The organism is Micromonospora sp. URMC 107, assembly GCF_051386315.1.
Classification (GTDB): domain Bacteria; phylum Actinomycetota; class Actinomycetes; order Mycobacteriales; family Micromonosporaceae; genus Micromonospora.
This window is the reverse complement of the sequence record NZ_JBPQTK010000008.1, coordinates 42466-57183: the sequence shown is the minus strand read 5'-3', so window position 1 is coordinate 57183 and position 14718 is coordinate 42466. Positions and strand designations below refer to the sequence as shown.

Annotated in this window: 8 protein-coding genes; 3 read left to right on the top strand and 5 right to left on the bottom strand. The window is 76.5% G+C overall.

The window, feature by feature from the left end:
* Positions 1 to 58: 58 nt before the first annotated feature.
* A complete protein-coding gene (locus tag ACSNN9_RS03210) occupies positions 59 to 1300 on the top strand; it encodes an AAA family ATPase (protein WP_436671114.1) in 1242 nt (413 codons plus the stop codon).
* Entirely contained in the window at positions 1297 to 2538 is a 1242-nt protein-coding gene (locus ACSNN9_RS03205) for a vWA domain-containing protein (protein WP_436671113.1), read from the top strand. The genes ACSNN9_RS03210 and ACSNN9_RS03205 overlap by 4 nt, the downstream gene beginning before the upstream one ends.
* Positions 2539 to 2596: 58 nt before the next feature.
* On the opposite strand, the gene ACSNN9_RS03200 is transcribed toward ACSNN9_RS03205, so the two are convergent.
* The 5 genes from ACSNN9_RS03200 to ACSNN9_RS03180 all read right to left on the bottom strand — a co-directional run bounded on the left by ACSNN9_RS03200 (position 2597) and on the right by ACSNN9_RS03180 (position 12571).
* The gene (locus ACSNN9_RS03200; protein WP_436671112.1) at positions 2597 to 4036 is read right to left on the bottom strand and encodes a hypothetical protein; all 1440 of its coding nucleotides are present in this window, start codon (positions 4034 to 4036) and stop codon (positions 2597 to 2599) included.
* A gap of 123 nt (positions 4037 to 4159) precedes the next feature.
* Positions 4160 to 5971 (bottom strand): right-handed parallel beta-helix repeat-containing protein, encoded by a 1812-nt coding sequence (locus tag ACSNN9_RS03195; protein ID WP_436671110.1) that lies wholly within the window; start codon positions 5969 to 5971, stop codon positions 4160 to 4162.
* Positions 5972 to 6142: 171 nt separating this feature from the next.
* Positions 6143 to 9043 (bottom strand): ATP-binding protein, encoded by a 2901-nt coding sequence (locus ACSNN9_RS03190; RefSeq protein WP_436671108.1) that lies wholly within the window; start codon positions 9041 to 9043, stop codon positions 6143 to 6145.
* Positions 9044 to 9125: 82 nt separating this feature from the next.
* The gene (locus ACSNN9_RS03185) at positions 9126 to 9362 is read right to left on the bottom strand and encodes a hypothetical protein (protein ID WP_436671107.1); all 237 of its coding nucleotides are present in this window, start codon (positions 9360 to 9362) and stop codon (positions 9126 to 9128) included.
* 86 nt (positions 9363 to 9448) lie between these two features.
* A complete protein-coding gene (locus ACSNN9_RS03180; protein WP_436671106.1) occupies positions 9449 to 12571 on the bottom strand; it encodes a type 2 lanthipeptide synthetase LanM family protein in 3123 nt (1040 codons plus the stop codon).
* Between the two features lie 308 nt (positions 12572 to 12879).
* On the opposite strand from ACSNN9_RS03180, the gene ACSNN9_RS03175 reads away from it, so the two are divergent.
* Positions 12880 to 14697, top strand: coding sequence for a BTAD domain-containing putative transcriptional regulator (locus tag ACSNN9_RS03175; RefSeq protein WP_436671105.1), 1818 nt, complete (start codon positions 12880 to 12882; stop codon positions 14695 to 14697).
* Positions 14698 to 14718 lie beyond the last annotated feature (21 nt).

Genomic DNA, 14718 nt, shown 5'->3' with positions numbered 1-14718 from the left:
CCCCCGGCCCCCGCACCACTCTCCTCTCACCCAGCACGAGAAACGACAGGTGATCACCATGCCCCCTGCCACCGTCAGCCCCGTCGACCGCGCCACCGACTCACAGCTCGCCGTCGCCGCCGAGCTGCTCGCCCTGCTGGGCGACACCACCACCGAACCCCGATCCGACACGCAGCTGGAGGCCCTGACCCTGGCCGTGGCCGCCGACCTGCCCGTGCTGTTGTGCGGTGAGCCCGGGATCGGCAAGACCGCCGCCCTCACGCAGCTCGCCGAGGCGCTGGACCTGCCGCTGACGACCGTCGTCGCCAGCGTCCACGAGCCGTCCGACTTCGCGGGGCTGCCGGTCGTGGGCGCCGACCCCGCGGCGCAGGGCGTCCCGATGGCCCCGCCGGACTGGGCCGTGCGCCTGGTCCGGGCCGGGCGGGGGCTGCTGTTCCTGGACGAGCTGTCCACCGCACCGCCGGCCGTCCAGGCCGCCCTGCTCCGCCTCGTGCTCGAACGGCGGGTGGGCGCGCTGCGGCTGCCGCCCGGCATCCGGATCGTGGCCGCCGCGAACCCGCGATCCTCGGCGGCCGACGGCTGGGAGCTGAGCGCACCCCTGGCCAACCGCTTCGTCCATCTTCAGTGGACCCACGACCACGAGGTCGTGCTGCGCGGCCTGGGCGGGACCTGGCCCCGGACCGCACTGCCCCGGCTGCACCCGGAGCGGTTGCCCGAGGCCGTCGCCTTCGCCCGCCGTGCGGTGTGCGGGCTGTTGGCCGCCCGCCCGGCGCTCGTGCACCGGCTGCCCGGCAACGAGGCCCGCCGCGGCGGCCCGTGGCCCTCGCCCCGCAGCTGGGAGATGACCCTGCGCCTGGTCGCCTTCGCGACCGCGGCGGGTACCTCCCGGGAGGTGCTCTCGATGCTGGTGCGGGGCACGGTGGGCGACGGTGCGGGGCTGGAGCTGCTCGCCAGCATGGACCGGATGGACCTCCCCGACCCCGAGGCGCTGCTGGCCGACCCGGCCGCCGCCGTCCTGCCCGAGCGGGGCGACCTGCGGCAGGCCGTGCTGGACGGCGTGGTGGAGGCCGTCCGCGGCCGCCCGGAGCGGTCCCGCTGGGACGCGGCGTGGGCGCTGCTGGTCCGGGCGCTGGAGACCGGGCCCCCGGACCTGGTGGTCGTTCCCGCGAGCACGCTCGCCGCCCTGCGGCGCGAGGACTGGGACGTGCCGGCGGCGATCGAGCGGCTCGCCGCGGTGGTGTCGGTGTCCCGGCGGGCCGACCAGGCCCGGCTCGCGACCGCCGCGGGGAGCGGCCGGTGAGTCCGGGCACGGGGACGCTGGACCGCGAGAAGCTCTTCGCCGCCCGGCTGCACGCGGTCCGGGCCCGGCCCTACCTGGCGTCGGCGCTGTTCGCCCTGCACGTGGTGGAGTCGCGCCTGGTGCCGACGATGGCGGTGGACCGGCACTGGCGGTGCTACGCCTCCCCGGTGTTCGTGGACCGGACCCCGGTGGGGGAGCTCGCCGGGGTGTGGGTGCACGAGGTCTCACACCTGCTCCGCGACCATCACGGGCGCAGCGACCGGGTGGCGCGCGAACGGGGGCTGAGCGGGTCGGGGGAGCGGCTACGGATGAACATCGCCGCGGACTGCGAGATCAACGACGACGTGTTCGGCGACGGGTTGGCCCGACCCGACGGCGTCGTCGACCCGGCGAGCCTGGGGCTGCCCGAGGGGAAGCTGATGGAGGACTACCTGCGACAGTTCCGGCTCGGGCCGCGTACGCAGGGGCTGGTCTGGCTGGACTGCGGCAGCGGCGCCGACGGGGCGGAGCGGGAGTGGGACCTGGGGGCGGACGGCGCGCACGGCCTCAGCGCACAGGAACGCGACGCGGTGCGGTTCCGGGTGGCGCAGGGCATCACCGGGCGCCCCGGGGACGTCCCGCAGGGCTGGCGGAGGTGGGCGGAGGAGGCGTTCCACCCGCCCCAGCCGTGGCGGGACCTGCTGGGGGCGGCGATCCGCTCGGCGGCCTCCGGTGCGGGCGCGGGCGAGGACTACACGTACGGCCGGCCGTCGCGGCGCTCCGCCGGGGTGCCCGGCGTCGTCCTGCCGAGCCTGCGCCGCAGGCCCCCTCGGGTCTGCGTGGTCGTCGACACCTCCGGGTCGGTCAGCGACGCCGAGCTGGGCAGCGCGCTGCTCGAGGTCGCGGCGATCTCCCGCGCCGTGGGCGGCCGGCGCGACCTCGTCAGCGTGCTGTCGTGCGACGCGGCGGCCCGGGTCGTGCACCCGCTGTGCCGCGCCGGGGAGATCCCGCTGGTGGGCGGGGGAGGGACGGACCTGCGTACGGGCTTCGCCCGGGCGCTGCGGACCCGGCCCCGCCCGGACGTCGTCGTGGTCCTCACCGACGGGCAGACGCCCTGGCCCGCCGCGCAGCCGTCCTGCCGCACCGTGGTCGGGCTGTTCCCGCGCCGTTACCGGAGCCGCGGCACGTGGGACGAGGACGGTCCCGGGTACGTGCCGGCCTCACCACCCGCATGGGCGCGGGTGGTGGTCATCGGATGATCGGCGGCGACCGCGCGGCCCGACCCTCCGGCCGGTCGGCCCCGTCGGGCGGGCCGCGTCAGGATTCGCCGAGGCGGGGCATGACCGGCCGGACCTCGACCGGGGCGCCCGGTCGCCCGCCCGCGCGCGAGCGGTACTCCGGGACGCCCACGCAGGTGAAGAGCAGCGCCGCGAGGTCGTCCGGCTCGCCCAGCAACCCCGGGACCGCCGCATCGAGGAAGGTCATGCCGGAGGCGCCCGCGCCGAGGGCGTACGCCGCGAGATGCAGCCGGCCCTCGACGAGCCCGGCGGCGAGCTGGGCCTCGCGGTAGCCGCGGTCGTCGAGGGTCGACAGCGGCGTGGCGGCGACGACGACGTAGGCCGCGTCGCCGGCGAGCGCCTGGTCCAGGCAGACCCGGAGCAGCTCGTCGCGGAGGTCACCCGTGCGCAGCGGCGTCGACAGGTCGGGCCACCGGTAGAGGCCGGGCGGCACGCCGTCGACCCCGTGCACGGCGACCCAGTGCGGCACCGGCACGCCGCGCAGGGCCGCGGCCAGTGGCCATTCGAGCAGGGCGCGCGGCAGCGTGCGGGATCTGTCCATCCGCCGTTGCGAGCCGCGCCGGCGGACGACCTCGTCGAACGGGTCGGACGGCGGGAACGCCGGCAGCGGCTCCGCCTGCGGCCAGGGCGCGCCGAGCGCGTCCCGCTCGCCCGCGCGCTGGGCGGTGGTGCACAGCGGCAGCTCGACCGGCGGCAGCTCACCGGGGACGGCGGGCCCGGTGGGCCCGATCGCCGGCTCTCCGTCGCCGAGGGAGAGCAGGGCCAGCGGGTACTCGTGCACCCCGTCCGCGCCGACGAGCGCGCGCACGGTGGCGTCCGGGAAGAGCGACCGCAGCCGCGGCGACAGGCCGGCGCTCGCGGCCGCCGCCGACAGTTGGGACAGCAGCGTGCCGGCGTCCCAGTAGAGGTGTCGCCACCCGCGCTCGGCGTAGCGCCACCCCGTCCGCCACGGCACACCCGTGACCACGAGCGTCGTGACGGCGCCGCTGGCGGCGGGCGCCACCTGGACGAGCGCGTGCCGCCGCGCGTCGTACCAGTGCACGCCGTCCGGCACCCCCGCGACGCCCCGGGTGCTCGCGTAGACCTCCAGGGGGAACCGCGCCCCCGCCGAGCCGGAGGCGCGGTAGAGGACGGGGCGGCCGTTGCGCTCCGCGGTGCGGACGACGCCGGCGCCGAGGAAGAGCACGCGGCCGAGCTGCGCCGCGTCGAGGGGCTGTGCGGGGGACGCCACGCCGGCCAGCACGGCGGTCGCGGAGACGCCCGGGTCGGGCAGGTCACGCGGCAGGTCGAGGACGGCAGGACCGTCCGGGTAGTCCTTCATGGGCGGCGGCAGGGTCCCGGGATCGTTCGGGACGAGGTCGTGGCGGACGCGTGGGTCGTCCACGGGCACGTCCCACTCGCGGCCCGGCTCGTAGGACGTCAGCCGGTGCAGCAGCCCGGCGCCGATGTCGAGGTCCATCCGGTCATCCTGCCAGCGCGCGGCGCCGGACGGTGGCCCCGACGGGCGACCGCCCGACGCGCTGGTCCCGCGACGCCGTCGGGTGGCCGGCGACCCATCGCCGGCCACCCGAGCCGCAGCGGCTCAGATCCGGGCGCCGACGTCCGCGCCGTTGGCCGGGCGCAGGAACGAGGAGGTGGCGATGGCGCCGTCCGCCGTACGGGGGCCGGTGATCGTGCTCGGGTCCGTGCTGACCAGCGGCCACGTCCCGCCGAGGTTCCACGAGTTGCCGGAGCCGGTGGAGCCGCCGAGCGACACGTCGGTGGTGTTGCCGACGGCGAGGTTGCGGGTGAGCACCGAGGTGGAGCGCGAGACGTTGAAGCCGTCCCTGCCGTTGTCCCACGCGGTGTTGCGCTCGAAGACCAGCGCGCCGGGATTGCCGTTGTCGATGAAGCCGCCGGCCGAGTTGCCCCAGGCCATGCTGTTGCGGGTGACGTGGGCGACCGCCGGACGCGGGTCCGTGCCGCCGCCGTTCTTGAAGCCGTTGCCGTCGCCGGTGTAGTCGGGCAGCCCCCAGTAGTTGTAGCCGTTGTCGTAGGCGACGCTGTCCTCGATGAGCACGGGTGACAGGAACAGCCAGGCGTCGAAGCCGTCGTCGGCGTTGCGCCACAGCCGGGCGCCGCGGACGACGTTGCCCGTCCCGGAGCCCTCCTTGATCGCCAGGCCGTCCGCGCTCTCGCCGTTCTTGCGCGGGTCGCGGTTGCCGTGGCTGTCCAGGTCGATGATGTGGTTGCCCGACGAGGCGCCCTGCAGGTGCAGGCCGGACTCGTAGTTGTCCCGGGTGACCAGGCGCTCGTAGCGGCCGTTGTTGGTGTCCACCCCGAAGATGCCGTACGGGCCGTTGACGATCTCCAGGCCGACGAACCGCCACCAGTCGCCCTCGACGTGCAGGGCGCCCCGGTCCGCGCGGGGGATCGAGGACCCCACGGCCCCGGGGGTGTACGGCATGTTCTCGCCGTCGATGACCACCCGCTCGCCCTGGTGGGCGGTGAGGGTGATCGGCTGGGCCTGGCTGCCGTCCTTGAGGATCTTGATGGTGCTGGCCGGGGCGTAGGTGCCCCCGCGCACGGCGATGGTCCCACCGGGCTGGACGAGGTCGTGGGCGCGCTGGATGGTCCGCAGCGGCTGGGTCAGGGTGCCCGGGTTGGCGTCGTCGCCGTTCGTGGCCACGACGAGGGTGCCGGTGGCCGGCGGCGGGGTGGTCGGGGGCGGCGTGGTCGGTGGAGCGGTGGTCGGGGGAGCGGTGCTCGGCGGGGTGGTCGGTCCGGTGCCGCCGGAGCTGACCACCACGTCGTCGAAGCTCGCGCCGGCGTGGGCGGTGACCAGCGCGATCCGCCCGGCGCCGCTGAGGGTGGCGCTGGCGTCGCCGACCCGCACGCCGTCGACGAAGCCGCGCACGGTGTTGCCGGCGGCCTCGATCCGCAGCGTGTGCCACGTGCCGGTGGAGCCGACGCCGCCCGCCGAGCCGAGCACGGTGATCGCGCTGCCGTTGACGGCCTGGAGTTCGGCGCGGCCGTCGGCCAGCAGCGACAGCCGGTACATCTTCGTGGAACCGCTGGCCCGCGCGGCGATGCCGACGAGACCGCCGGAGCCGTACGAGGCCGGCTTGACCCGGGCCTGCACCTCGTAGTCGGTCCAGCTCGTCTGCCCGGCGAACACCCGGGCCAGCTCGCTGTAGGTGTTCGACTGGCGCAGCACCGGCGACCCGTCGGTGGTCACCGCCCAGGTCCCACCCGACTTGGACCAGCCGCCGCTGTCGCCGTCGCCGAAGTCGTCGGAGAAGAGGGTGGCGGCGTGGGCCGTCGGGACCATGGTCGCGGCCAGGGCGAGCGCCGTCGCCGACACGCCGATCGCGGCGACCGCGCCGCGGGTACGTCTGATACGCCTGTCACGCACGGGTCCTCCTTGTGCCGGTGCGGGAGCGGTCACGGCTGGCCGGTGGCGGCGGTGCGCCGGCCAACGGGGCGCCGGACCACAGGAAAGGGCTTTCCCTCCCGAGACGCTAGGGCCGCCCGGACATCGACGTCAATGTTCGTCGATTGCAGGAATGTTGCACCGCGTCGCCGCTCAGCCGTCCGCCACCTCGGCGGCGAACTCGCTCAGCGCGATCCGGTTCGGCAGGCCCGTCTTGCCGAGCAGGCTGGACACGTGCCGTTCCACGGTGCGCGGGGAGAGGTGCAGCCGGCCGGCTATCTCCCGGTTGCTCAACCGCCCGACCAGCAGCCGCAGCACCTCGAGTTCCCGCACCGTCACGCCCACCGAGCGCAGCCCGGAGGGGATGTCGCCCGCACCCGAGCGGCGCTGCGTCACGCGTACGCCCGCCTGGCGCAGCAGGGCCCGGCAGGCGCTGGCCACGGCCGGCACGTCGCTGCGGTGGAAGTGCTCCTCGGCGGCGCGCAACCACTGCACCGGCATCCCCCAGCCGTCGGCGAGGGCCGACTCGCACACCAGCCGCAACGCGAGGTGCCGGCCCATCGCGTACGGCGCCCCGGCCCGCATCGCCTCGGCCGCCGCCTGCGTCGCCGCCTCCGGCCGACCGGACCGGCCGAGCAGCACCGCCTTCGCGAAGAGCGCGAACTGGAGGTCCCAGCGCAGCCTGCTCGCCGAGTCGCCCTGCACCGCCTCGTACGCCGGCCAGCCGGCCTCGCCGGAGGTGACCTGGAGCAGCAGGTGCAGGCCGTGCCGGCCGGAGAGGTGGAAGACCGTCGGGCTCTGCTCCTCGGCCTGGAACGCCCGGGCCAGTTCGTCGAGGGCGCGGGGCCGGTCCTCCTCCAGCAGCGCGCAGAAGGCCCTGGCCAGTCCGTGCACGCGGGAGGCGTGCAGGGCCTGGTCGCCGCTCCACCGGCGGAACTCGGCCAGCGCGTGCTCCATCTCCCGGCGCCGCCCCTGGTGCGCCGCGAGGACCGCGCTGACCAGCAGCACGTACTGGGTGGTCTCCAGCAGCTTCAGCCGGGTGGTCGCGGCCAGCACCTGCTGCACGAGGGCGCCCGCGGTGTCGAAGTCGCCCCGCAGCACCGCGTGCAGGGCGAGGCTCGCCTCCGCCTGGTGGCGCGCGGTCACCGCGCCGGCCTGGGAGGCCCGCTCCCGGGCCTGTTCGAGCCGGTCCAGGCGCGCGTCGCGCAGCGCGTCGTCGTTGCCGAGCCGGATCAGCGCGTGGATCTCCCAGATCGGCAGCCGATGCTGCGCGGCGATCGCCAGGGCGCGCTCCAGGCACCGCGTCGCCTCCGCCGGATCGCGGTGCCGGATCAACGCGCCGAGGAGCTGCCAGGCCTGGCAGGCCACCACGGGCAGCGGGACGGTCTCGGCGACGGTGGCGGCCCGGCGGGCCAGCGCCTCGGCGGTGGCGAGCTGGTCCTGCCCGGCGGTGTCCAGCACCAGGTGGGCGGCGACCACGTCGACCGGCGCGGTGTCCTCCGCGGCGGCGTCCGGGCCGAGCAGGGCCCGCGCCTGCTCCACCTGCGCCAGCCCCTCGGCCGAGCGGCCGGCGACCGTCGCGGCCCAGGCCAGCCGGGTGTGCAGCTGCGCGCGCCGGCGCGGGTCGACGCCACCGATCTGGTCCAGGGTGCTGACCGACGCGAGGGCCCGCTCGACCAGTCCCGCCTCCGCCAGGGCGTGCAGCAGGGCCTCCAGGGCGGCCGCGCGTGCCACGGGGTTCTCGCCGAGTAGGCCGATCGCGCGGTCGAGGAGGGCGACCGCGGTGGTGGCGCCGCCCTGCGCGATCGCCCGCCGGCCCGCCTCGGTGAACAGGCGGCCGGCCGCCTCCGGGTTGTCGGCCTCCAGGTGCAGGGTGGCCGACACCTGGCACCACTCGCCCGGCAGGCCGGGGAAGACCGCCGCCACCGCGTCGGCCATCCGTTGGGCGAGGCGGGCCCGGTCGGCGGGGCCGAGGAGGGTGAGCAGCGCCTCGCGGGTGAGCCGGTGCCGGAAGGCGTACCAGTCGGTGAGCTGGTCGTCCACCGTGACCAGCCGCCCGGCGACGTCGCCGCACAGGTGGTCGAGCACGGCGCGGTCGCTCAGCCCGGTGGCCGCCTGCACCACGGCCAGCGGGAACCGCTGGCCCAGCAGCGCGCCCATCGAGAGCAGCTCCCGGACCTGGGGGCCGAGCTGCTCGACCCCCTGCGCCATGCCCCGCGCCAGGGTGCTCGGCAGGGCGGCGGGCAGCTTCTCGGACATCCGCCAGCCCTCCGGGCCGCCGATCAGCAGCGCGCCGTCGACCATCCCGGCGACGAGCTCCTCGATCAGGAAGGGATTGCCGGCACTGCCCGTCGAGACCAGGGCGTGCGCGGCCGCCGGGACCCGCTCCGGGTCGGCGTCGAGGCACGCGCCGACCATCTGCCGCAGCCCGTCGTCGTCGAGCCGGCCCAGCTCGATGAGCGTGCACTGACCGCGTTGGGCGGCCGACCGGGCGATGGTGGACGCCGCGCAGGGCTCCGCCCTGATCGCCCCCAGCAGCAGGGTCGGTTGCAGGGCGAGGTTGTCGATCAGGTACTCCAGCACGGTCAACGTCTCCGTGTCGGCGTCCTGGAGGTCGTCCAGCAGCATGAGGCAACCCCGCCCCGCGCCGGCCACCCCGGTCAGCCGGAGGACGGCCTCGGCGAGGATCACCAGGGACGCGTTCTCCTGGTCGGCCGGCGGGTGGCCCCAGTCGGGGACGAGCCGACCGAGGATCGGGCCGTACGGCCCGAGCACGGTGGGGTCCACCGGCCCGGACCGGAGCAGCGACAGCAGCGCCTCGGTCAGGGGACGCAGCGGCACCGCGGTGCCGATGGTGCTGCCCCGGCCCCGCATGACCCGCATGCCCGCCGCGGTCGCCAGTTCCGCGACCCTCGACGCGAGGCGGGACTTGCCGACGCCGCTCTCGCCGACCACGAACACCGCGCCGCCCCGCCCCGACCGCGCCGATCCGAGGCTGTCCAGCACCGCGCGGAGTTCGGCGTCCCGACCGATGAACTTCGAGGAGCGGTACACACTGCGCACGCTATCCGAGGAGGCAGGCCACGGCCCAACGCGGTGCTGTCGGCGCCGCCTCCCCCGGGGGGCTACCGGGACGTCACAGGGGTCGGTCGGGGCAGCAGGTCGTCAGAGGAGCAGCGTCCGCCGCCGCGCCGCCGTCACCGACGAGGCCGCCGATCACCATGCCCACGGGCACGACGAGGCTGGCGAGGGCCGCCGCGCGGATCCCGAACGTCACGACGGGCTGCAACCACATCGCGCCGGCCGGGTCGTCGATCGGCGCCGCGGGATCGATCTCGTCGGCACGGCGCGGGGAGAGCTGGTTCTCGGACAACTGTCATTCCTCCTGTTGGTGTCTTCGTGGGACGTTTCCGGAGCTGACCGCTCCAGTGGAGATCGTCGTCGCTCGCCCGGCGGTCCTCAACCCGAGGAGCGCGGTTCAGGGGTCGGTTCCAGCAGCAGCACCGACGGCACCGGCCCGGCCCCGGAGAGCCGGAGCAGCCCGTACCCGATGCCGGCGAGGCCGGTGAGCAGGCCCGGAGTGGGCACGGCGCCCGGCGTCCCGCAGGCCGCCCCGTACCGCTCGACGGCGTCGAGGACCAGACCGGCCTGACGCCGCGCCGCGCTCCCGCCGCCGTCGAGGACGCCGGTCGCCTCGGCGACGCCCAGCTCGCCGTGGCAGAGGCTCAGGTCGTCGAGCAGCGGCCGCTCGGTGAGCAGCCGCACCGCCTCGTCGGGCGGAACTCCGGGCGTCGCCGCGTCGGGGGCGAGGGCGCGGTGGGCGAGCGCCAGGCCGGCCGCGCCGCGACACCAGCCGTAGCCCGCCGGCCCGCCGCCGGCAGGGGCGCCGGCCCGGCGCAGGGCGAGCCGGGCGGCCCGCGCGTACCGGGCGCCGCCGGTGCGGGCGTACCGGCCCAGCGCCCAGCCGATGCCGGCCAGCCCGTCGGCGAAGCCCACCTGCGTCGGCGGGTCGTCCCGGTCGACCACGTCGACGAGCCGGTCGGCCCAGCCGCGGGCGAGCGACGCCGCCGGCGCGTGGCCCAGCTCGGCGTGCACCGCGTCCATGGCGGCGAGGCAGCCCGCGCCGCCGTCGGCCCAGGCGACGGCCGGGGACCCCGCGCTGGCGGCGGCGGCCAGGTCGACCGCCGCGCGGGCCTGCCCGGCGAGGCCGGAGTCGGCCAGCAGGGTGGACAGCCGGGCGAGTCCGTACGCGATGCCGCCGAGGCCGTACAGCCCGCCGGGGCCGATCGCGGCGGTCAGGTCCGGGCGCGCGGCGAGCAGCTGGAACAGCCCCGGCACCCCGCCGACGGCCCGGTGGGCAAGCTCCGCGTAGCGGACGGTGCCGGTCACCGCGGCGAGTTGGCCGAGGAAGAGCGCGACCCCGAGGTGCCCGTTGGCCAGCCCGGCCCCCATCGGCAGGACGAGCCACTGCCGGTCGTCGACCAGCTCCAGGCCGAGCCAGTTCACCCGGCCTCCGCCGGCCACGCCCCGGGCCTCGATCTCGTCGGCCAGCGCGCAGGCCGCGGCGAGCAGGCGCTCCGGCGACGCGTCGGCCCGCGCGACCGGCCGTGACGTCGGCGCGGCGGCGTGCCGGCCGTCGACCGGGCGGCGGGTCGCGAGAGTCGCCGCGACGATCCACTCCTGGTGCCGCCGGTCGGCCTCGCCCAACGTGGCGACCTTGCCCAGCGCGGCGTCGAGCCCGCAGCGGGCCAGCGGCACGGGCAGCGGTCCGCCGCCGGCGACCCGGACGGCCCGGCTGCCCGGCGTCCCCTCGAACAGGGGGACGTCGCCCGCCCACAGCGCGGCGACCTCGTGCCGGGGGAACTGGGCGAGGAACGGGTGCCCGCCCGCGCCGGACCAGAGGACGCCGAACGCGCGGTCCCGCTCCAGCGCGTCGCCGAGCACGTCCGGGTGGGTGGTCTCGGTGAGCAGGGTGTGGTACGCCGAGGTGGGGCGGGCGACCAGCCGTACCGGGACGTCGGCGCAGGCGGCGACCAGGTCGGTGAATTCCCGCCGGTGCGCCCGGATCGTCTCGTACGCCAGCCGGAACCCCGCCCGCAGCGCGGGCTCGTGGAGGCCGGGGTCCACCACGTCGTCGCCGACGCGGGGTCGGTTGCGACCGCCGACGAAGTCGACGGCCCGGCGGGTCAGCCGCATCCGGTCGGTGCCCGGGTCGGCCCAGTCGAGCGCGCTGGCGGGTGCGGGCCCGCCCCGGTCGCCGCCGACGCCGGACAGGTCCATCGCCCCCTGGTCGCCCACGACGATCACCGGCACGAGGCCGGTCCGGTGCACCGAAGCGGTCAGCAGGTCCGCGGCCGGGTCGCCGGTGCCCACCGGCTCGCCCAGCGCGGGGTGGAAGAGCGTCTCGGTGTCCACCACGACCGGGGTGTCGCCGGCGGCGATCAGGTTCTCATAGTGCATGTCCGTGGCGTGCAGGGCGTGCAGCAGCGCGACCAGGGCGCCCTGCCGGCGGTAGAACCCGTCCGCCTCCTCCGGGTGGCTCAGCGCCGTCGCGTCGACGTACTCCGACCAGCCGTAGCCCGGCCGGGTCAGGGCGGCGACCCCACGCAGCCCCAGCCCCGGCGCCCGCCGCTCCAGCCAGTCGACGAACCCGGTGAAGCGCACCTGGGAGGCCAGGTCGCGCGGCTTGTAGACGACGCGTCGGCCGTCGGCGAAGCGCAGCACGGTGGTCGTACGGCCGCCGGTGTGGGCGTCGCCCAGGTTGCTGCGGACCGCGACCAGCGGGCCGGGGTCGCCGTCGCCGAGCAGGGTTTCCACCAGCTCGTCGCGGTCGGCGACGAACCGGGTCAGCAGTTCGAGCGCGGACCGGGCGGCCGCCGTGGCGGCCTGTGCCAGCAGGCGGGCCAGCACGGGATAGCGGTCGACCAGCCCGGCCAGCCCGGCCGGGTCGCAGAGCTGTGCCACGAAGTCGGCGAACCGGGCCCGGCCGTCGGCGCCGGCGAGCAGGCCGGCCGCCCGGCGTCGGTGCAGCTCCGAGACCAGCGTGCGGGCCGCGACGGCGAGCAGGTGGCGACCCAGTGCCGCGGCGAACTGGTCGGTGAGGGCGGCCAGGTCGACCGTCCTCTCCGTCGCGAGTCGACGGGTTCCGGCGAGGAACCGGTCGGTGGCGATGTCGACGAACGGCCGCAGGGGCGCGGTGAGCGCGGCCCGCCAGTCCGCCGGGTCCGCCGGCGGCCGGGGCGTGGCAGCGGCGACCAGCGCGGCCTCGACGGTCTCCGCCCAGGCCGGGCGGGTCGTCCTGGCGGCGAGCGCGGACCGGTCCTCGGTCAGCAGCGCGCGCAACCCCGCCTCGTCCAGGCCGACCTCGGCGAGCCGCGCCGCCAGGCCAGGCCCGTGCCCGGCCCGCCACCGGGCCAGCTGCCGGTCGGCGGCGTCCCCGCCGTCGGCACCGCCGGCCGCATCCGCGTCGCCCCCGCCGGGCACGCGTTCGTGCAGCGCGAGCCCCGACGCCCACCAGTGCGGGGCCAGCCGTACGCCGGAGCAGGCGTGTTCGGTGGCGCCGGCCAGGGGAGTCGAGGTCACCGTTGCACGGTGCCAGAGCGGGGCGCGGAGTTCATGAGTGGAAACTACTCACATTCGTGCCCCGGTGCTGGCTGCGCCGGTGCGAGCGGGCCGGTCGGGGCCCGCGGACGGCCCTACCGGCCCTACCGGCGCGCGCCTCTCGCCGGACGCGCGACCCACCCCATCCTAGTCACCATCGGTGATCAATTGAATGGCCAGCGTGACGTCGGCGGGAAATTGAGTGCCGCTCACGGATGTGGACGGTGCCGGTGCCGATGAGTCTTCGGGCGACTGTTCTACCCGGGGCGGCGCGATGAACGGAGCCAGGGATGGAGTTTCGGGTACTGGGGCCGGTGGGGGCCTGGAGGGGCGACGCGGAGGTGGCGCTGGACGGTGCGAAGCAGCGCACCGTCCTCGCGGCCTTGCTGCTCGCCGAGGGGCGTACGGTGCCGGACACCCGGCTGTGCGAGCTGCTCTGGGGGGAGCGCCCGCCGGCCACCTTCGCCGCCCAGCTCTACAACTACGTCTCGCGGCTGCGCAAGTACCTCGGCGCCGAGGTGGACATCGTCCGGCAGTGGTCGGGGTACCAGATCCGGATCGGCGCCGCCCGGCTCGACCTCGACGAGTTCGCGCGCCTGGCCGGGGCCGGCCGGGAGGCGCTGCGCGAGGGGCGGCCCGCCGAGGCCGCCGAGCGGCTGCACGCCGCCATGTCGCTGTGGCGCGGCCCCGCCCTGTCCAACGTGACCGAGCACCTCGCGACGGCCGAGGCGCACCGGTTGGCGGAGCTGCGGATGGCGGTCCTGGAGAGCCGGATCGACGCCGACCTGCGGCTGGGGCACCACGTCCGGCTGGTCCCCGAGATCACCCAGCTCGTCGCCGAACACCCGCTGCACGAAGGGCTGCGGGGCCAGCTGATGACCGCCCTGCTGCACAGCGACCGGCAGGCCGACGCGCTGGCCGCCTACCACGAGGGCCGCCGGGTGCTCGCCGACGAGCTGGGCGTCGACCCGGGCCCGCTGCTCACCGAGGCGTACCGGTCGATCCTCGCGGGTCCCCCGGCCCCGGCGGTCGTCGCGGAGCCGAGCTGGCACGGTGTGCGGCCCGCGATGCTCCCGCCCGGCGTCGGCGACTTCGCCGGGCGGGAGGAGGAGCTGCGTGGGCTGCTCCGGGTGCTGACCGCCGAGCCGAAGGCCCGCCCGCCGGTCGCCGTGGTCACCGGGATGGCCGGCGTCGGCAAGAGCACGCTCGCCCTGCACGCGGCCCACCTCACCCGGACCGCCTTCCCCGACGGTCAGCTCTACGCCGACCTCGGCCGCGCGCGGGGCAACGCCGTCGAGCCGTACGACGTGCTCGGCTGGTTCCTGCGCAGCCTCGGCCACGCCGAGTCGGCGATCCCGAAGGGGCTCGACGAGCGGGTCCGGCTCTACCGCAGCCAGCTCGCCGGCCGGCGCCTGCTGGTCATGCTCGACGGCACCGCGGACTACGCGCAGGTGAGCCCGCTGCTGCCCGGCGACCCCGGCTGTCAGGTCATCGTGACCAGCCGGCTGCGCATGCCCGAGCTGGCCGGCGCCACGTCGATCGAGGTCGGCACCCTCGACCGGCAGCAGGCGCTCGCGCTGCTCGGCCGGATCATCGGGGCGCGGCGGGTCGTCGAGGAGGCCGAGGCGGCGGGCCGGGTCGTCGAGTTGTGCGGTCGGCTCTCGCTCGGCGTGCGGGTCGCCGGATCCCGGCTGCTGGCGCGCCCGCACTGGTCGCTCGGGTACCTGGCGGACCGGCTCGCCGACGAGCGGTACCGGCTGGACGAGCTCCGGCTGGGCTCGATGGACGTCCGGGAGCGACTGGACGGCAGCTACCACCAGCTGGCCGACCTGGGCCAGCTCGCCCTGCGCCGGCTGGCGCTGCTGCGCGCGCCGGCCTTTCCGAGCTGGTGCACCGCGGAGGTGCTGGGCGTGTCCCGGCACGCCGGCGAGGAGGTGGGGGAGAAGCTGGTCGACGCCCGGCTGCTGGAGATCGTCGAGTCCGACGGCGGCCGGCGGCAGCGGTTCCGCTTCCACGACCTCGTCCGCGTCTTCGCCCGGGAGAAGGCCGACCAGGCCGACCGGGTGCTGGTGGCCGGCGCCGGGGCGCTGAGCGCGGTGGGGAACTGAGCCGGCGGCGGTGTAGAGAAG